The sequence below is a fragment of the Ruegeria sp. CH10 genome (assembly GCF_056537125.1).
This window is the reverse complement of record NZ_JBQFQY010000002.1, coordinates 257,186-273,805: the sequence shown is the minus strand read 5'-3', so window position 1 is coordinate 273,805 and position 16,620 is coordinate 257,186. Positions and strand designations below refer to the sequence as shown.

19 protein-coding genes are annotated in these 16,620 nt (G+C 61.5%); 18 read left to right on the top strand and 1 reads right to left on the bottom strand.

The features are described 5' to 3' along the window. Nucleotides 1-17: 17 nt before the first annotated feature. A complete protein-coding gene (locus ACRZ94_RS07650) occupies nucleotides 18-1,277 on the bottom strand; it encodes a DEAD/DEAH box helicase (RefSeq protein WP_480797044.1) in 1,260 nt (419 codons plus the stop codon). A 508-nt stretch (nucleotides 1,278-1,785) separates the two neighbouring features. Between ACRZ94_RS07650 and ACRZ94_RS07645 the strand changes: the two genes are divergently transcribed. From ACRZ94_RS07645 to ACRZ94_RS07560, 18 genes are all read left to right on the top strand, one after another. Then, a complete protein-coding gene (locus tag ACRZ94_RS07645; protein ID WP_480651946.1) occupies nucleotides 1,786-2,130 on the top strand; it encodes a hypothetical protein in 345 nt (114 codons plus the stop codon). Beyond that, nucleotides 2,039-3,409, top strand: coding sequence for a DNA-packaging protein (locus tag ACRZ94_RS07640; RefSeq protein ID WP_480797043.1), 1,371 nt, complete (start codon nucleotides 2,039-2,041; stop codon nucleotides 3,407-3,409). The genes ACRZ94_RS07645 and ACRZ94_RS07640 overlap by 92 nt, the downstream gene beginning before the upstream one ends. A 163-nt stretch (nucleotides 3,410-3,572) precedes the next feature. Next, complete coding sequence (locus ACRZ94_RS07635; RefSeq protein WP_480651942.1) at nucleotides 3,573-4,154, top strand: hypothetical protein; 582 nt, start codon at nucleotides 3,573-3,575, stop codon at nucleotides 4,152-4,154. A 226-nt stretch (nucleotides 4,155-4,380) separates the two neighbouring features. After that, the gene (locus ACRZ94_RS07630) at nucleotides 4,381-5,541 is read left to right on the top strand and encodes a phage portal protein (RefSeq protein ID WP_480797042.1); all 1,161 of its coding nucleotides are present in this window, start codon (nucleotides 4,381-4,383) and stop codon (nucleotides 5,539-5,541) included. Continuing rightward, on the top strand, nucleotides 5,534-5,749 hold the full coding sequence (locus ACRZ94_RS07625) for a GTA head formation protein, RCAP_rcc01685 family (RefSeq protein WP_480797041.1): 216 nt from the start codon (nucleotides 5,534-5,536) through the stop codon (nucleotides 5,747-5,749). Before ACRZ94_RS07630 ends, ACRZ94_RS07625 begins: the two co-directional genes overlap by 8 nt. A gap of 26 nt (nucleotides 5,750-5,775) precedes the next feature. Then, nucleotides 5,776-6,321 carry an HK97 family phage prohead protease gene (locus ACRZ94_RS07620; protein WP_480797040.1) on the top strand — a complete coding sequence of 182 codons (546 nt, stop codon included), beginning with the start codon at nucleotides 5,776-5,778 and terminating at the stop codon, nucleotides 6,319-6,321. Nucleotides 6,322-6,357: 36 nt separating this feature from the next. Then, the gene (locus ACRZ94_RS07615; protein WP_480797039.1) at nucleotides 6,358-7,536 is read left to right on the top strand and encodes a phage major capsid protein; all 1,179 of its coding nucleotides are present in this window, start codon (nucleotides 6,358-6,360) and stop codon (nucleotides 7,534-7,536) included. Nucleotides 7,537-7,709: 173 nt separating this feature from the next. Next, on the top strand, nucleotides 7,710-8,309 hold the full coding sequence (locus ACRZ94_RS07610) for a head-tail connector protein (RefSeq protein WP_480797038.1): 600 nt from the start codon (nucleotides 7,710-7,712) through the stop codon (nucleotides 8,307-8,309). Next, entirely contained in the window at nucleotides 8,306-8,644 is a 339-nt protein-coding gene (locus tag ACRZ94_RS07605; RefSeq protein ID WP_480797037.1) for a phage head closure protein, read from the top strand. Before ACRZ94_RS07610 ends, ACRZ94_RS07605 begins: the two co-directional genes overlap by 4 nt. Next, the gene (locus ACRZ94_RS07600; protein WP_480797036.1) at nucleotides 8,641-9,054 is read left to right on the top strand and encodes a DUF3168 domain-containing protein; all 414 of its coding nucleotides are present in this window, start codon (nucleotides 8,641-8,643) and stop codon (nucleotides 9,052-9,054) included. The genes ACRZ94_RS07605 and ACRZ94_RS07600 overlap by 4 nt, the downstream gene beginning before the upstream one ends. 20 nt (nucleotides 9,055-9,074) lie before the next feature. After that, nucleotides 9,075-9,488 (top strand): phage major tail protein, TP901-1 family, encoded by a 414-nt coding sequence (locus tag ACRZ94_RS07595; protein ID WP_480797035.1) that lies wholly within the window; start codon nucleotides 9,075-9,077, stop codon nucleotides 9,486-9,488. 4 nt (nucleotides 9,489-9,492) lie between these two features. Then, nucleotides 9,493-9,810 carry a gene transfer agent family protein gene (locus ACRZ94_RS07590; RefSeq protein WP_480797034.1) on the top strand — a complete coding sequence of 106 codons (318 nt, stop codon included), beginning with the start codon at nucleotides 9,493-9,495 and terminating at the stop codon, nucleotides 9,808-9,810. After that, complete coding sequence (locus ACRZ94_RS07585; RefSeq protein ID WP_480797033.1) at nucleotides 9,807-10,019, top strand: rcc01693 family protein; 213 nt, start codon at nucleotides 9,807-9,809, stop codon at nucleotides 10,017-10,019. Before ACRZ94_RS07590 ends, ACRZ94_RS07585 begins: the two co-directional genes overlap by 4 nt. After that, a complete protein-coding gene (locus tag ACRZ94_RS07580) occupies nucleotides 10,003-10,668 on the top strand; it encodes a phage tail tape measure protein (RefSeq protein ID WP_480797032.1) in 666 nt (221 codons plus the stop codon). Before ACRZ94_RS07585 ends, ACRZ94_RS07580 begins: the two co-directional genes overlap by 17 nt. Nucleotides 10,669-10,686: 18 nt before the next feature. Continuing rightward, on the top strand, nucleotides 10,687-11,319 hold the full coding sequence (locus ACRZ94_RS07575) for a phage distal tail protein, Rcc01695 family (RefSeq protein WP_480797031.1): 633 nt from the start codon (nucleotides 10,687-10,689) through the stop codon (nucleotides 11,317-11,319). Beyond that, nucleotides 11,319-12,206 (top strand): DUF2163 domain-containing protein, encoded by an 888-nt coding sequence (locus ACRZ94_RS07570; protein WP_480797030.1) that lies wholly within the window; start codon nucleotides 11,319-11,321, stop codon nucleotides 12,204-12,206. The genes ACRZ94_RS07575 and ACRZ94_RS07570 overlap by 1 nt, the downstream gene beginning before the upstream one ends. Beyond that, complete coding sequence (locus ACRZ94_RS07565; RefSeq protein ID WP_480651917.1) at nucleotides 12,203-12,649, top strand: NlpC/P60 family protein; 447 nt, start codon at nucleotides 12,203-12,205, stop codon at nucleotides 12,647-12,649. The genes ACRZ94_RS07570 and ACRZ94_RS07565 overlap by 4 nt, the downstream gene beginning before the upstream one ends. Further along, nucleotides 12,650-16,615: a baseplate multidomain protein megatron gene (locus ACRZ94_RS07560; RefSeq protein WP_480651915.1), complete on the top strand. Its 3,966-nt coding sequence runs from the start codon at nucleotides 12,650-12,652 to the stop codon at nucleotides 16,613-16,615. Nucleotides 16,616-16,620 lie beyond the last annotated feature (5 nt).

Sequence of the window (16,620 nt, the reverse complement as noted above, 5' to 3'; positions counted from 1 at the left end):
ACGCGGCCCTTCTTGTATCAGGCGGCAGGACGCCGACGGGGACGCCGCCTTTTGTTGGATGAGGGCTTGGATGCACCGCCGTTCCCACCTTGCGGTTTGCGCGCCCGAAAGCCGCCGCGATTGCGCGGCTTCTTGGGTTCTGCAAACTCCGGCATGGTGCCGCTGGCGACCGGAAGTTCGATCTTCATCAGCTTTTGGATTTGTTTCAGCTGATCCAGCTCATCCGGTGCACAGAAAGCAATGCCTTCGCCCTCGCGCCCGGCACGGGCGGTGCGGCCGATGCGGTGGACATAGTTGTCGGGCACTTCGGGCAGGTCGTAGTTGATCACATACGCAACGCCGGGAATATCGATACCCCGTGCGGCCACGTCCGTGGCGACCAGCACATTGACCTCACCCGCGCGGAACGCCTTGATGGCGCGATCCCGCTGGCCCTGGCTTTTGTTGCCATGGATTGATGCGGCATTGAACCCGTCTTTGACCAGGTCTTTCATCAACCGCTCGGCCCCGTGTTTGGTCCGTGCGAACACAAGGGTCAGGGCGTCTTTGTCTGCCGACAGAATCTCACGCAGTTTCTGCGGTTTTTCCGCCCGGCTGAGGAAGTGGACCGATTGCGTGATCTTGTCGGCGGCCTTGCCCGGAGGCGACACCTGCACCCGCTGCGGGTTGTTCAGATAGGCCTGGCTGAGTTCCTCCATCTGTTTTGGCATGGTTGCCGAAAACAGCATGGTCTGGCGCGGCGTACCCAGCGCGGGCGCGATTTTGCGCAGGGCGTGGATAAAGCCCATGTCCAGCATCTGGTCGGCCTCATCCAGAACCAGATGGCGCACCGAGCTGAGGTCAACCGCCCCACGCTCCATCAGGTCGATCAAACGGCCCGGGGTGGCGACCAGAATATCCGTGCCGCGCGACAGAAACGAAATCTGTTTGCCGATCGATTGACCGCCAACGACGGTGGCGACGCGGAGTTTGGTCTTTTTGGTCAGGTTGCGCAGGCTTTCGGCGATCTGGTTCACCAGCTCACGCGTGGGCGCAAGGATCAGGGCCTTGACGGTCTTGGGCGCGGGTTTGCCCAGCTGGGCCAGCAAGTGGTCGATCAGCGGCAGGCCAAAGGCCAGTGTCTTGCCCGTACCGGTCTGGGCCAGTCCAAGGATGTCATGGCCTTTAAGGGCCAGCGGTATGGCCTGGTTCTGGATCGGTGTGGGTTGGGTAAAGTTGGCGCGTTGCAGCGCGTCATTCAGGGCCGGATCAAGGCCCAGCATATCAAAGTCGAACAAGTATCATTCCTTTTTGGCCCGAGGCGAGGATGCGCACCGGGCAACAGTAGTGGCCACGCCAAAGGCGCAACCGGCAGGGTTTTGCGAAGCCTCCGGGCGCATGGGCGAGTCCCATACGTCTGGCCGTCGCATCAAGAACCCTGCGTGAAGGGGAACCAGGAGAAGTGTCGTGCGCTGTGGGGGCCATTGCGGCCAGAATGCTCACGCGTCAGCGCTGTGTGGGCGGCTGATGCGGCTTATGGACGGGATTGTCAAGCTTTGATGCCTGAGCGGGTCGGTGCGAGGGAAGGCTGCTGTGCGGTTTTGATCGCACCACGCGAAAGGAAATATTAACCGCTGCGCGCGTTGGGCGTTGCGTGTGTGTTGCGCAAATCATTGACTTTGGGCGCTTTTTATCGTACACATTGTGGCATGCTAGAAGAAATGGGCAACGGCCCCGGGGCGAACCGGCGGCCGTTTTTCGTTTCTCTCGTGCGGAGAAAACTCACGCATGAGGTCACAGGCAAACATGACTTTGATTACCCCGGAAGAGCGGATTTCTCAGACGGCCGACTTACTGCAGTCGCTTGAAAGATCCATTCGCGATTTGCGCCAGGCAGCGGAAGAACTGCGCAGGCAGATCGGTGCCGGGGAGGATGCAGACCTTGCCGGAACAGGCAAGCAACTGGGTCAGTTAGAGGGGCTGATCCGAAGTTGCCAGAAAGTGGAGACAAGCTTTGTCGAACAACATCACAGACAAGCCGGAATTGCCCAAGGGGGCTATGCGCTCGACCTTGAGCGCGCTCGATTTGAAATCGGGTGCAGGCTGGCTCGCCTCCGCCGATGCTGCGGTGAGGGACAGATTTCTGAGTGAGATCGGGGAGGGGGGGCTATGTGCCCTCCCTTTCCTGTTTGAGTTCTGGGCGCTGTCGCACCAACTGCCGCCCGAGGGCGACTGGCGGTCTTGGGTCATCATGGGCGGGCGCGGTGCGGGTAAGACGCGTGCGGGGTCCGAATGGGTGCGGTCGATGGTTGAAGGGGCCAAGCCGTTGGATCGCGGTGAAGCCAGTCGGGTGGCGCTGGTGGGTGAGACCTTTGATCAGGTGCGCGATGTGATGATCTTTGGCGATAGCGGGATTTTGCGATGCTCACCGCCGGATCGTCGGCCTGTGTGGAAGGTGTCGGAACGCAAGCTGATCTGGCCCAACGGGGCCGAGGCGCAGGTGTTTTCGGCGCATGATCCCGAAGGGTTGCGCGGCCCTCAGTTCGATGCCGCCTGGGTGGATGAGTTGGCCAAGTGGAAGAAGGCGGGTGAGACGTGGGATATGCTGCAATTCGCCCTGCGGTTGGGGGATCGCCCGAGGGTCTGTGTGACGACGACACCTCGTAATGTGAAGGTTTTGAAGGATTTGCTGACGTCGCCCTCGACCGTGCAGACCCATGCGCCGACCGAGGCGAACCGAGCCAATCTGGCCGACTCGTTTCTGGCCGAAGTGCGCGCGCGTTACGCGGGCACGCGGCTGGGGCGGCAGGAATTGGACGGGGTGCTGCTGTCGGATGCTGAGGGGGCGCTGTGGACAGGCTCGATGCTGGAGGCGGCGCGGATGGACACTGTGCCCGAGTTGGATCGGGTTGTGGTCGCTCTGGACCCGGCGGTGACGGCGGGGTCCAGCGCGGATGCCTGCGGCATCGTGGTCGTGGGCGCGCAGCTACAGGGGTCGCCCGAGCAGTGGCGCGCCTATGTGCTGGCCGACCGGACGGTGCAGGGCGTTGGTCCGGCGGGTTGGGCACAGGCAGCGATTGACGCGATGGACGGCTTCGGGGCCGAGCGGCTGGTGGCCGAGGTCAATCAGGGCGGGCAACTGGTCGAGGAGGTCGTGCGGCAGGTGGACCCTCTGGTCCCGTTCCGGGCGGTGCGGGCGTCACGCGGCAAGGTCGCGCGGGCCGAGCCTGTGGCGGCACTGTACGAACAGGGGCGAGTGAGCCATGTGGCCGGGCTGGACGCGCTGGAGGAGCAGATGTGCCAGATGACCGCGCGCGGGTTCGAGGGGCAGGGTTCGCCGGACCGGGTGGATGCACTGGTCTGGGCGCTGCATGAGTTGATTGTGGGGCCTGCGGGGGCGTATCGGCGGCCTAGGGTGCGGACGCTCTGAATTACTCGAACAGAACGAAGGCAAACGTATGTTCGGGTAAGTGAAGTCCTATTTCGGTCCGCGGGTGACGTTACTAGAATGACCTATTGAAAAGTGCTTCGGTTTGTGACCAAGTTTCCTTTAGTAGCTTTTTCCCGGATTTAAGGCGCTTGTTCATGTTGGAATGATTCAGAACCAGATGCATTTTTCTTGTACTTTTGGATTTCAACTGCGGATTCTTGCACTCGGTTTGATGTGTCAAAGTTGTACACAGGCTATCCAACCGCCCCGAATTTCCTTAGAGGAACGGCAGCCCGTAGAGATTTCGCGGGCAGTAGCGACGTTTGCTGAATTCTGTTATAAAGATGCTCCAAGTTTTGCGGGTGTCGAGAGGAAGGCACTTTCTGGAAATTATAACGAAGCGCCAAACGGTTGGTTGGAGCATCAGAAACTGGCTGTCGATCTGGTCGTACGCGAGCATATAAGCCACAAGACATGTCAAGTAGCGTTTCGTTCAGATCAGTCAGAAAGAGAATTTCTAAATCTGATGCAACACCCATTTAACGCAACGGAATTCTCCGGCGCTGAGTTTAGGTCTCTGTTTTCTTCTGAAACAAGCAGCGTTCCTTTTTTCGAATACATCGAGAAGGCCTTTGTCTCCCGCACAAACTTTGACGGTATTGAAGCGGTATTTTATGGGTTCGTCCTTGATGATCGTACTCAACTTGAAAACCTGACGACCTTTGGCTTGTTACTGCGTATTTGAAAAAAGTGAGTCACGTTCTGCTGCGATAGTTGTTACGGGCTGTTCGCCTACCAATGGCACGTGCGGAAAGTGCTATGCGACGGCTACATCACTCTAAACTAACGGAGCCGCAATTCGGTTTCACCCGTTGCCCAACCGCCGTACGCCCCATTCCCAAGCCTTAAACTTCTTTCCGTCATAACTCCTTTCAACAAGCCGGACACAGCGGCGAAAGAAAGGAGCACAGATGGTATTCGATTTCTTGCGTCGTGGAGCGGCCGGGGAAGCGCCCGAGGCGAAGGCCAGCGCGGCGGGCCCCGTGGTGGCGTGGCAAACAGGTGGGCGCGTGGCGTGGAGCCCTCGGGACGCGGTGTCGCTGACGCGGACGGGGTTTTCGGGGAACCCGGTGGGGTTCCGGTCGGTCAAGCTGATTGCTGAGGCGGCGGCGGCGCTGCCTCTGGTGTTGCAGGATCAGGCGCAGCGTTACGATGCGCATCCGATCATGTCTCTGATGCGTCGACCCAATGCGGCGCAGGGGCGGGCGGAGTTGATGGAGGCTCTGTTCGGTCAGCTGCTGCTGTCGGGTAACGCCTATGTCGAGGCGGTGCAGGCCGAAGAGGGCTTGCCGGTTGAGCTGCACGTCCTGCGCTCGGACCGGATGAGCGTCGTGCCGGGCGCCGATGGCTGGCCCAAGGCGTATGATTACACGGCGGGCGGCAAGACTCACCGCTTTCCGGCGGATGCGATCTGTCACATCAAGTCGTTCCATCCGCAGGACGACCATTATGGTTTCTCACCGATGCAGGCGGCGGCAATGGCGATTGATGTGCATAACAGCGCATCTCGGTGGTCGAAATCCCTGCTGGACAATGCAGCGCGGCCTTCTGGTGCTTTGGTGTGGAAGGGAGACGGCCATGGGGTGATGGCCGAGGATCAGTTCCGCCGCCTGTCCGACGAGATCGAGCAGAACTATCGCGGGGCGCGCAATGCGGGTCGTCCGATGGTTCTGGAAGGCGGGCTGGATTGGAAGCCGATGGGCTTTTCGCCCTCGGACATGGAGTTTCAAAAGACCAAGGAAGCCGCCGCCCGCGAGATCGCGCTGGCCTTTGGGGTCCCGCCGATGTTGCTGGGAATACAGGGCGACGCGACCTATTCGAACTATCAGGAGGCCAACCGGGCGTTTTATCGCCTGACCGTGCTGCCACTGGTGACGCGGGTGGCGGCGGCGGTGTCGGAATGGCTGGTGGGCTATTCTGGTGAGGATTTGGTGCTGAAACCCGATCTGGATCAGGTGCCTGCGCTGTCGGCGGAACGCGATGCGCAATGGGCGCGGGTCAACGGGGCCGATTTCCTGACGGATGCCGAAAAGCGCGCATTGCTGGGGCTGCCGGAGCGTGCGGATGGGTGACTATCCCCCGTTCGACTGTGCGCCGGGCCTGCGTCTGGCCGCGCATGAGCGGGTGGCCGAGATCCAGCACGACCATCTGTGTCGCCGACTGGACCAAATCGAAGAAATGATGGAGCGGCTGGAGAAGCGATTGTGGCTGACGGTCTATGGTGTCGCCGCCGTGATTCTTGCGCAGGTGTTTCAGTCGTTCCTAACGGCAGTGCCGTGAATTCACAGACTTATGAGGAGGTGTTCATGGATTTGGAACACAAGTTCGCACGGTTCGGAGACGGGCTTTCGGTGTCCGAGAATGCGGTGATCGAAGGCTATGCCAGCCTGTTCGGACAGGTCGATCAGGGTAGCGATGTGGTGCAACGCGGGGCATATCGAGGCTCGCTTGGCGGGCTCAAGGCCGCTGGACAACGGGTCAAGATGCTGTGGCAGCACGACCCGGCGCAGCCCATCGGCGTCTGGGATGAGGTGCGCGAGGATGACCGTGGCCTGTGGGTCAAAGGGCGTCTGCTGGAGGCCACGCAAAAGGGCCGTGAGGCAGCCGAGCTGATCCGGGCCGGTGCGATGGACGGGCTGTCGATTGGCTACCGCACCAAGCGGGCCGTGAAGAACGAAAAGGGCCAACGTGTCCTGACCGAACTGGAGCTGTGGGAGGTGTCCTTGGTGACGTTCCCGATGCTGCCCAGTGCGCGGGTGGCGGCGAAGGGCGTTGAGCCTGAAACCGAAAACACCTGGCGCAGTATTGCCGAGGTGTTCAACGACGCCCGGCAGGAGCTGGCGCGGACCTAGCGCGCCTCAACCCCCACCCAAGAAATGGAAGTGCTGATGAGCAAGACCGAAACCCGGGCCTTGACCGGAGAGGGTGCGCCCCTGGTTCAGGAGGTGAAGCAGGCGATGGCTGGCTTCGTGAATGAATTCAAGGGCCTCAAGGCCGAAGTTAAAACCAAACTGCAACAGACAGAAGAGCGACTGACCATGCTGGATCGTAAATCAACCATCGCGGCGCGCCCGCATCTTGCGGCCTCGATTGAGGACGGCGCACCGCACCAAAAAGCATTCGACGCCTATGTGCGTTCGGGCGAGGATGACGGCCTGCGCGGGCTTGAAATGGAGTCGAAATCCCTGTCCAGCGCCGTGAACAGCGATGGCGGCTATCTGATCGACCCGCAGACCGCCGAGATGATCAAGTCGGTTCTGAAATCCACCGCCTCGATCCGGTCGATTGCGTCGGTGGTGAATGTCGAGGCGAACTCGTTCGACGTACTGATCGACCACACCGACGTGGGCGCCGGTTGGGCCGATGAGAACGCCGCCGCGACCGAGACGGCGACCCCGTCTATCGACCGTATCTCGATCCCGCTACACGAGTTGAGCGCGCTGCCCAAAGCCTCGCAGCGTCTGCTGGATGACAGCGCCTTTGATGTCGAAGGCTGGCTGGCGGGTCGTATTGCGGACAAGTTCGCGCGCGCCGAAGCCTCGGCCTTTATCAATGGTGATGGCGCGGACAAGCCCAAGGGTATTCTGAACCACGCCAAGGTCGACAATGACGTCTGGGATTGGGGCAACATCGGCTATGTGCCCACCGGCATCGACGGCGGTGTCGAGGCGGATGCGATTGTCGATGTGGTCTATGCGCTGGGCGCGCAGTACCGCGTGAACGGTACTTTCGTGATGAACTCGAAAACCGCCGGTCTGATCCGCAAGCTGAAGGACAGCGATGGCCGCTTCCTGTGGTCGGATGGTCTGGCCGCGGGTGAGCCCGCGCGTCTGATGGGCTATCCGGTGCTGATCGCCGAGGACATGCCGGATGCGGGCACCGACAGCTTCTCGATCGCTTTCGGTGACTTCCAGGCAGGTTACACCATTGCCGAGCGTCCCGACCTGCGCGTCTTGCGCGACCCGTTCAGCGCCAAACCGCATGTCCTGTTCTACGCAACCAAGCGCGTGGGCGGCGACGTGAGCGACTTTGCCGCGATCAAGCTGGTGAAATTCGGCACCGCCTAACGCGGGCTGAATCCTTGGGGGGTTTCGGCCCCCCAAGGCGGCGGGCGCGGGCCGGGGTGAGATCCCTTGCGTTGTCTAGCTGCTCCCCTCCGTCCGAGCAACGTGGGGCGGCGCGTGCCCGTCAATTTCTGAAGTTACGGCCCCGGAGGGGTCCGAGATTGCGGAGTGTATGGATGATGTTGATCGAAGAAACCGCCATCGCGGATGCGGCGCTGCCGGTGGATCAGTTCAAGGCGCATCTGCGGCTGGGGACCGGCTTTGCCGAGGACAGCGTGCAGGATGAAGTTCTGAAAGGTTTTCTGCGTGCAGCGATTGCAGCGATTGAGGCGCGCACCGGCAAGGTGCTGATCGCGCGCGCGTTTTCGTGGGATCTGAACGGCTGGCGCGATGCAGCGGGTGAGGTGTTGCCGGTGGCCCCGGTCACAGCGATCAGCGCGGTGACTGTGACCGATCCGACCGGTACCGACACGGTCGTGGACAGTGCCCGGTATCGTTTGACCCAAGACAGCCAGCGCCCGCGTCTGCGCCCTGCGGGGACGTCATTGCCGACCATTCCCACGGGTGGGTCGGTCAAGATCGCCTTTACCGCCGGGATGGCTGCGGATTGGGGCGCTCTGCCCGCCGATCTGGGGCAGGCGGTGCTGCTGTTGGCCGCGCATTACTATGAATACCGGGATGAGACGGCGTTGGGCGCGGGCTGTATGCCCTTTGGCGTCACCAGCCTGATCCAACGCTACCGGGTTGTGCGCTTTGGTGCCGGGGTGGCGCAATGAAGACGCCCCGATTGAACAGAAAGCTGGTGCTTGAGGCACCGGTGCGCAGCGCGGATGGGGCTGGTGGGTATACCGAGACATGGGCCGCCGTGGGAACGGTTTGGGCCGAGGTCACGGCCCGCAGCGGGTCCGAGCGGTCTGTGGCTGGCATCCCGGTCTCGCGCGTTGGCTATCGCATCGTGGTGCGCGGCGCGTCCGAAGGATCAGCGATGCGCCCAACCCCGGATCAGCGGTTCTCAGAGGGCACGCGCCGGTTCGTGATCCGTGCGGTGGCCGAGCGTGACCCGCGCGGCCAGTACCTGACCTGTTTCGCGGATGAAGAGGTGGCGGCATGAGTTACGGCGTATCAGCCGCCTTGCAGGCGGCGGTGTTTCAACAGCTGTCGGGCAACGCGCAGGTCAGCACGCTGTCAGGCGGCGCGATCTATGACGCGGTTCCGGCGGGCGCGGTGCCCCAGACCTATGTGACGCTGGGGCCGGAAGAGGTGCGCGATGCCTCGGACCTGTCAGGCGCAGGGGCCGTGCATCGCTTTACCGTGTCGGTGATGTCCGAGGCCGCTGGTTTTGGCGCGGCCAAGACGCTGGCGGGCGCGGTGTGTGATGCGCTGGAGGGCGCGGCGTTAACCTTGGATCGTGGCCGCCTTGTGGGGCTGTGGTTCGAGCGCGCCAGCGCCCGGCGCACCGGAACGGGCGGCGCGATCCGCCAGATCGATCTGAGATTCCGCGCCCGCGTGGAAGACGACTAACCAATCAACGGAGAGAGCACATGGCTGCCCAGAACGGAAAAGACCTGTTGGTCAAAGTGGATATGAACGGCTCGGGCCTGTTCGAGACCATCGCGGGCCTGCGCGCCACGCGAGTCAGTTTCAACGCGGAAAGTGTGGATGTCACCAGCCTTGAAAGTCAGGGCGGCTGGCGCGAGCTGCTGTCGGGGGCGGGGGTCAAATCGGCCTCGATCTCAGGCTCAGGTGTGTTCAAGGATGAAGGTACCGATGAACGTGCGCGACAGTTGTTCTTTGATGGCGAGACGCCTGCGTTTCAGGTGATCATCCCCGATTTCGGCATTGTCGAAGGTGCATTTCAGGTGACCGGCATCGAATATGCGGGCTCGCATAACGGCGAGGCCACCTATGAGATGAGCCTGGCCAGCGCCGGTGCCCTGATCTTTACGGCGCTGTAAGCCGATGGCCAATCCGTGGACGGGTGAGGTGGCATTGGCCATCGATGGCGAGCTGCGGGTGCTCAAGCTGACGCTGGGTGCTTTGGCGGAACTGGAACAGGAGCTGGGCACCGGGACACTGGTGGAACTGGTGCAGCGGTTCGAAGGCGGGGCCTATTCCAGCGGTGATGTGCTGGCGCTGATCGTGGCCGGGCTGCGGGGGGGCGGGGCGGATGTGACCCGCGCCGACCTGCTGCGCGCCGAGATCGAGGGCGGACCGATGGCGGGCGCCCGTGCTGCGGCTGAACTGCTGGCCCGCGCTTTCATGGTGCCGGATCGTTGAGCGGGTTCGACTGGCCCGCCCTGATGCGGGCCGGGATGACCGGCCTGCGTCTGACGCCGGAGCAGTTCTGGCATCTGACCCCAGCCGAGTTGCGGCTGATGCTGGGGCAGGGCGCTGGGATGCCCGCGATGAACCGGGCGGGGCTGGATGCATTGTTGGCGGCCTACCCGGACAAGGAACAAGGAGAGCGTAATGACGACGGATCGTGACGGGTTGGACGACCTGCAGGAACGGGGCGAGGCGCTGGGCGACTCGCTGGGGGATGCGGCGTCTATGGCTGCAGCGTTTGACGGCCAGATGAAGCGGATCAAGCAAGCGTTTGAAGAGACAGGCAAAGATGTGGCGACGCTGGAGCGCGGTATGTCGGGCGGTTTGCGCAAGGCATTTGACGGCGTTGTGCTGGACGGGATGAACCTGTCGGACGCGCTGAATGTGCTCAAAGATTCGATGATCCGCACGGCCTATTCGGCAGCGATCAAGCCGGTGACGGATCATTTCGGAGGGATGCTCGCCAATACAGTCGGCGGGTTGGTGCAAGGCATTCTGCCTTTCGCAGATGGCGGCAGTTTTTCCCAGGGACGTGTCATGCCCTTTGCCAATGGCGGTGTGGTCAGTGGGCCCACGACTTTCCCGATGCGCGGCGGCACCGGCCTGATGGGTGAGGCTGGTCCCGAAGCGATCATGCCGTTGGCTCGTGGTTCGGACGGCAAACTGGGCGTGCGCACCTCGGGCGGGGGACGGGCGGTGAACGTGGTGATGAATATCACCACGCCTGATGTGCAGGGGTTCCGCCGCAGTCAGGGGCAAATCGCTGCACAGATGAGCCGCGCCTTGGGCCGTGGCAATCGCAACAGATAATTCAGGGAGCAGCAGGTCATGAATTTCCACGAAGTCAGATTTCCCGCCAGCCTCAGCTTTGGCTCGGTCGGCGGCCCGGAAAGACGCACAGATATTGTCACGCTGGCCAACGGTTTTGAAGAACGCAACACGCCATGGGCGCATTCTAGACGCCGGTATGACGCCGGGCTGGGGATGCGGTCGCTGGATGATATCGAGACGTTGATCTCGTTCTTCGAGGCGCGCCAGGGTCAGATGTTCGGCTTTCGCTGGAAAGACTGGTCAGACTACAAGTCCGGCGCTGCGACTGCCGAGGTCAGCCAGCGCGATCAAGTTATTGCCCGAGGCGACGGCACGACAACGACGTTCCGCTTGGTCAAGACCTACAGCTCGGGCGGGTTCAGCTATGTCCGGCCAATCGTCAAACCTGTCCAGGGAACGGTAAAGATTGGCATAGAACAGGACCAGATGCGCGAGGGCGTGGATTTTGAGGTCGATTTGGCGACGGGCGCGATCTCGTTCACCGCGCCGCCGCCCGAGCAGGTGGAGATCACGGCCGGGTACGAGTTCGATGTACCGGTGCGGTTTGACACCGACAAGATCCAAACCAGCGTGGCGAGTTTCCAGGCCGGCGACGTTCCCAGTGTTCCCGTGGTTGAGGTGCGTGTGTGATGAGCGGCGACAAACAGGGATTACAGGCGCATCTGCAAAACGGGCTGACAACGACTTGCCGCTGCTGGATGATCCGGCGCGCGGACGGACAGGAATACGGGTTTACCGACCACGATATGGAACTGCGCTTTGACGGGATGACCTTCACGGCCAGTTCCGGCCTGACCGCGTCGGCGATTGAGCAGGCGACGGGCCTGTCCATCGACAATTCCGAGGCGATGGGCGCGTTGTCGGACGCAGCCGTCACCGAAGGGGATATCGAAGCGGGTCGTTTCGATGGTGCCGAGGTTCGTGCCTGGCTGGTGAACTGGACTGATACCGATCAGAGGATGCTGCAGTTCCGCGGCTCGATCGGAGAACTGCGGCGCGCGGGTGGGGCGTTTCATGCCGAACTACGCGGGCTCACGGATTTACTGAACCAGCCGATGGGGCGCATTTACCAGAAGCCATGTACGGCGGTTCTGGGGGATCGGGCGTGCAAGTTCAAGCTCGACACGCCGGGCTATCAGGCCGACGTCGAAGTGGTGGAGCTGACGGCGGGCAGCAATCTGTTACTGAAAGGCGCGGGTGGCCGCGACAATGGTTGGTTCAAACGTGGCAGGCTGGATGTGCTGACCGGACAGGCTGCCGGGCTTTGGGATGTCATCAAACAGGACAAACGCGTTTCCGGCGGGCGGAACGTCACGTTGTGGTCCGGTATCTGCGGCGGTTTGGCCGTCGGCGATCGGGTCAGGCTGACTGCCGGATGCAACAAAAGCATGTACACCTGTCGGCTGAAGTTCAACAACCTTCTGAACTTTCAGGGATTTCCCGACCTTCCCGGTGAGGATTGGATGATGGCCGTGCCCAAGCAGGGTAATCCCAACACCGGAGGGAGCAGACGATGAGCACCCGCAGACAGGATATCGTGACCGAAGCCCGCAGTTGGCTGGGAACACCCTATGTTCATCAGGCGTCGGTCAAAGGCGGCGGCACGGATTGTCTGGGCTTGCTGCGCGGTGTGTGGCGGGCCCTTGTCGGTCATGAACCCGAAGCAGTGCCCAGTTACAGCATGGATTGGTCTGAACCGCAGGGTGACGAACGGATGTGGGCCGCGGCCCGCCGCCATCTGGTTGAAAAGCCACAAGATCAGGCTGCAATGGGTGATGTTCTTCTGTTTCGCATGCGTCAAGGGCGTGTCGCCAAACATGTCGGGATCGTCAGCGAAACAGGGGCCGTACCGCGCTTTATCCATGCCTATTCCGGCCATGGCGTCGTTGAAAACACGCTGAGTGATCCCTGGCGCCGCCGGGTGGTCGCCTGTTTTGAATTCCCTCTGGAGGATAAGTAAATGGCGACAATAGTTCTGTCCGCAGCGGGGGCTGCAGTTGGCGGCGCGATTGGCGGTACGGTTGCGGGGCTATCAACGGCTGTCATTGGCCGCGCAATCGGCGCGACTTTGGGCCGTGTGATCGACCAGCGACTCATGAGCCAGTCAGTCATGGGAGGCGGTAGCGAGGTTGTCGAAACCGGACGCCTGGATCGGTTTCGCCTGACTGAAACAGGGGAAGGTGCCCCGGTCGCGACGGTCTTTGGGCGGATGCGTGTGGGTGGTCAGGTGATCTGGGCCTCGGACTTTCTGGAGACCAAATCCACAAGCACGACGACCCAAGGGGGCGGGGGTGGCGGCAAGGGCTCTCCCAAAGCGCCGGAGGTGACCACAACCACGCATAGCTACAGCTATTCGATCTCGCTGGCCATTGCATTGGGCAACGGCGTGATTTCGGATGTTCCTCGCATCTGGGCCGACGGAGAGGAGCTGGAACGCGCAAACCTGAACATGCGGTTTTATCGCGGCGACAACCAACAGCTGCCCGACCCTTTGATCGAGGCGGTCGAAGGTACGGGCAAAGTGCCCGCCTATCGCGGGACGGCTTATGTTGTGATCGAAGACTTGCAACTGGCTCAGTTTGGCAACCGAGTGCCGCAGTTTTCGTTCGAGGTCGTGCGACAGGAGCAGCCGGGTTTGCCTGATACTCCGAGCGCTTTGTCCCGAACTATCCGGGGTGTGGCGTTGATGCCGGGCACCGGTGAATACGCGTTGGCCAGTGAACAGGTCAACTATACCAAAGGCGCTGGGCAAAGCTGGGCTGCAAATGTGAATTCGGCCTCGGGCAAGCCTGATCTTGTGACTGCAACACGCGCGCTGCGGACCGAGCTGAAATCCTGCGGTGCTGCATCCCTTATCGTGTCATGGTTCGGGAACGATTTGCGGTGCGGGTCGTGTCAATTGCGGCCGAAGGTCCTGCGCAAGGACATCGAAGGTGAGAACATGCCCTGGCAGGTCGCCGGGGAAATACGTCATTCGGCCCAGCAGGTCCGTTATCAGAACGACCGGCCAGTCTATGGTGCTACACCTTCGGATAAGGCCGTAGTGCAGGCGATCCGCCATTTAAAAAGCACCGGTAAACGCGTCATGTTTTATCCGTTTATTCTGATGGATCAATTGGAGGGCAACGGTTTGCCCGACCCATGGTCCGATGCTGGCAACCAGCCGCATTTGCCGTGGCGCGGTCGTATCACGTTAAGCGAGGCGCCAGGGCGCGCGGGCTCTCCGGATCAGACAGCCGCCGCTGATACGCAGGTTGCCGCGTTTTTCGGTTCGGCCCGCGCCAGCGATTTTGTCGTGAGCGATGGAACTGTCACCTATACCGGCCCACAGGAATGGGGGCTGCGTCGGTTCATCCTGCACTATGCGGCCCTGTGTAAATCCGCAGGTGGCGTGGCGTCTTTCTGTATTTCATCCGAGATGCGTGGATTGACTCAAATCCGGGGTCTTTCCGGGTTCCCGGCGGTCGCGCAATTGCGCCAGCTGGCAGCAGAGGTTCGGACCATTTTGGGGCCGGATACCAAGATCGGTTATGCAGCTGATTGGAGTGAGTATTTCGGCTATCAGCCCAATGATGGGTCCGGTGACCGGTATTTCCACCTCGATCCGTTGTGGGCCGATGACGATATCGATTTCGTGGGTATCGACAATTACATGCCGCTGTCGGACTGGCGAGATGGCGTGGACCATCTGGATGCCCAATCCGGTGTAGATGCGATCTATGATCTGGAATACCTGCGGGGCAATATCGAGGGCGGCGAGGGCTATGAGTGGTACTACGCCTCGCCAGAAGAGGCCAAAGCGCAAATTCGCACACCCATCGAAGACGGCGAGCATGATGAGCCATGGGTCTGGCGTTACAAGGATCTGCGCAACTGGTGGTCGAACCGTCATCACGAACGGGTGGGCGGTGTGCGCCGCGCAAACCCCACGAATTGGGTTCCGGGGTCGAAACCGATCTGGTTCACCGAGCTTGGCTGCGCGGCGATCGACAGGGGGACCAATCAGCCGAACAAATTCTTGGACCCGAAATCATCGGAATCCAGCCTGCCGCGTCATTCCAACGGGATGCGTGATGATTTCATGCAGGTGCAGTACCTCAGGGCGATGCTGGGCTATTGGTCCGATCCGGCCATCAACCCGAAATCCGATCAGTACAGCGGCCGTATGATCGACATGTCCAACGCCTATGTCTGGGCCTGGGACGCACGCCCGTTTCCCACTTTTCCAAATCTGCGCAGCCAGTGGAGCGATGGTGCAAACTATCCGCGCGGTCATTGGCTGAACGGACGGTCGGGCAGCCGCACTCTGGCCTCGGTCGTCACCGAGATTTGTTATGGGGCCGGGGTAACCCATATCGATGTGTCGCGCCTGTACGGTGTGGTGCGCGGTTATGCGATCGAAGATGTCACAACCGCCCGGGCTGCCTTGCAACCATTGATGTTGCGATACGGCTTCGACGCGATTGAGCGGGACGGCATTTTACGCTTTCAGATGCGGGATGGTCGCAAGGCAATTGAGCTGGACACTGACCTGCTGGCGGACAGCGCCGATATCGAAGGACGCGTGGAACACCGGCGTGAGGCTGAGGCCGAACTGACGGGCCGTGTTCGTCTGCGCTTTGTGCAGTCTGATGCTGACCATGACGTCGTCTCGGAAGAGGCCGTTCTGCCGGACGCGCGCACCCATGCGGTCTCGGTCAACGAAGTGCCCTTGTCGATGACCCGCGCCGAAGGCCGCCAGACGGTGGAACGGTGGTTGAGCGAGGCGCGTGTTTCACGCGAGACGACGCGCTTTGCGCTGCCGCCCTCGATGCTGCATGTGGGGGCAGGCGATGTCGTCACCTTGGCCCAGGACGGGCAGGGTGCGCGGTATCGCATCGACCGGGTAGAGCAGGCCGATCTGCAAATCGCGGATGCCGTTCGGATTGAACCGGGCGTCTATGCGGCCTCGGACCTGCCCGATGATGAGGTAAGCGAAAAACCGTTTGTCGCCCCGGTTCCCGTTTTGCCAGTGTTTCTGGACCTGCCGCTGCTTACCGGATCAGAGGCGCCGCACGCGCCCTATGTGGCGGCCTCGGCAAATCCATGGCCCGGCAGCGTTGCCGTATATTCAGCTGCCCAGGACGAAGACTATGCTTTGCAAGAGGTCATCGCGGGCCAGGCGGTCATAGGATTCACCGAAACACCATTGCGGCGGGCCAGTGCGGGTCTGTGGGACGAAGGTACGCCCCTGCGCGTCAATCTAATCGATGGGGTACTGGAATCCCGCCCGCGCGAGGCGCTTTTGAACGGAGCCAACCTGGCGGCGATAGGGGACGGGACGCCGGGGAATTGGGAGCTGTTCCAGTTTGCCGACGCGACATTGCAGGACACTGGTGTTTACACCCTGTCCGGGCGTTTGCGTGGTCAGCTGGGAACCGATGCTGTGATGCCGGACGTATGGCCGGACGGGTCGATGTTTGTTCTGCTGGATCAGCGCATCTACCAAACCGGGCTGTTGCGCTCGGAACGGCGCGTCGCCAAGCATTACCGGATTGGACCGGCGACACGGGGCTATGATGACCCTTCCTTTGTGCATTTGGTTCAGGCGTTCGATGGCAACGGCCTGCGCCCCTATGCGCCGGTGCATCTCAGGTCAGTGCAGCACGCCTCGGGCGACCAGCTGATCTGGACACGTCGCACGCGGCTTGATGGCGATGACTGGGCCGGTCTGGACGTGCCTTTGGCAGAGGAGAACGAAACCTACCTTGTCCAAATCCGCCAAGGCGGTTCGCTTGTGCGCGAGCAGGTGGTAAGCGAAGCTAGTTGGTACTATTCGACGGTTGCAAAGGCGGCAGATGGGGTGAGCGGGCCTTATGACATTCAGGTGGCGCAAGTCTCGGCCAGCTATGGGCCGGGTCTGTTCGCCACTCTGACGGTGGAATAGTCGCT

What these genes read in the sequence shown, in the direction of transcription:
- ACRZ94_RS07630 (WP_480797042.1), top strand. Translation starts at nt 4,381, where the DNA reads ATGGTATTCGATTTCTTGCGTCGTGGAGCGGCCGGGGAAGCGCCCGAG.
- ACRZ94_RS07635 (WP_480651942.1), top strand. Translation starts at nt 3,573, where the DNA reads ATGATTCAGAACCAGATGCATTTTTCTTGTACTTTTGGATTTCAACTG.
- ACRZ94_RS07560 (WP_480651915.1), top strand. Translation starts at nt 12,650, where the DNA reads ATGGCGACAATAGTTCTGTCCGCAGCGGGGGCTGCAGTTGGCGGCGCG.
- ACRZ94_RS07590 (WP_480797034.1), top strand. Translation starts at nt 9,493, where the DNA reads ATGGCCAATCCGTGGACGGGTGAGGTGGCATTGGCCATCGATGGCGAG.
- ACRZ94_RS07575 (WP_480797031.1), top strand. Translation starts at nt 10,687, where the DNA reads ATGAATTTCCACGAAGTCAGATTTCCCGCCAGCCTCAGCTTTGGCTCG.
- ACRZ94_RS07595 (WP_480797035.1), top strand. Translation starts at nt 9,075, where the DNA reads ATGGCTGCCCAGAACGGAAAAGACCTGTTGGTCAAAGTGGATATGAAC.
- ACRZ94_RS07620 (WP_480797040.1), top strand. Translation starts at nt 5,776, where the DNA reads ATGGATTTGGAACACAAGTTCGCACGGTTCGGAGACGGGCTTTCGGTG.
- ACRZ94_RS07610 (WP_480797038.1), top strand. Translation starts at nt 7,710, where the DNA reads ATGATGTTGATCGAAGAAACCGCCATCGCGGATGCGGCGCTGCCGGTG.
- ACRZ94_RS07640 (WP_480797043.1), top strand. Translation starts at nt 2,039, where the DNA reads ATGCGCTCGACCTTGAGCGCGCTCGATTTGAAATCGGGTGCAGGCTGG.
- ACRZ94_RS07580 (WP_480797032.1), top strand. Translation starts at nt 10,003, where the DNA reads ATGACGACGGATCGTGACGGGTTGGACGACCTGCAGGAACGGGGCGAG.
- ACRZ94_RS07565 (WP_480651917.1), top strand. Translation starts at nt 12,203, where the DNA reads ATGAGCACCCGCAGACAGGATATCGTGACCGAAGCCCGCAGTTGGCTG.
- ACRZ94_RS07615 (WP_480797039.1), top strand. Translation starts at nt 6,358, where the DNA reads ATGAGCAAGACCGAAACCCGGGCCTTGACCGGAGAGGGTGCGCCCCTG.
- ACRZ94_RS07625 (WP_480797041.1), top strand. Translation starts at nt 5,534, where the DNA reads ATGGGTGACTATCCCCCGTTCGACTGTGCGCCGGGCCTGCGTCTGGCC.
- ACRZ94_RS07645 (WP_480651946.1), top strand. Translation starts at nt 1,786, where the DNA reads ATGACTTTGATTACCCCGGAAGAGCGGATTTCTCAGACGGCCGACTTA.
- ACRZ94_RS07570 (WP_480797030.1), top strand. Translation starts at nt 11,319, where the DNA reads ATGAGCGGCGACAAACAGGGATTACAGGCGCATCTGCAAAACGGGCTG.
- ACRZ94_RS07605 (WP_480797037.1), top strand. Translation starts at nt 8,306, where the DNA reads ATGAAGACGCCCCGATTGAACAGAAAGCTGGTGCTTGAGGCACCGGTG.
- ACRZ94_RS07600 (WP_480797036.1), top strand. Translation starts at nt 8,641, where the DNA reads ATGAGTTACGGCGTATCAGCCGCCTTGCAGGCGGCGGTGTTTCAACAG.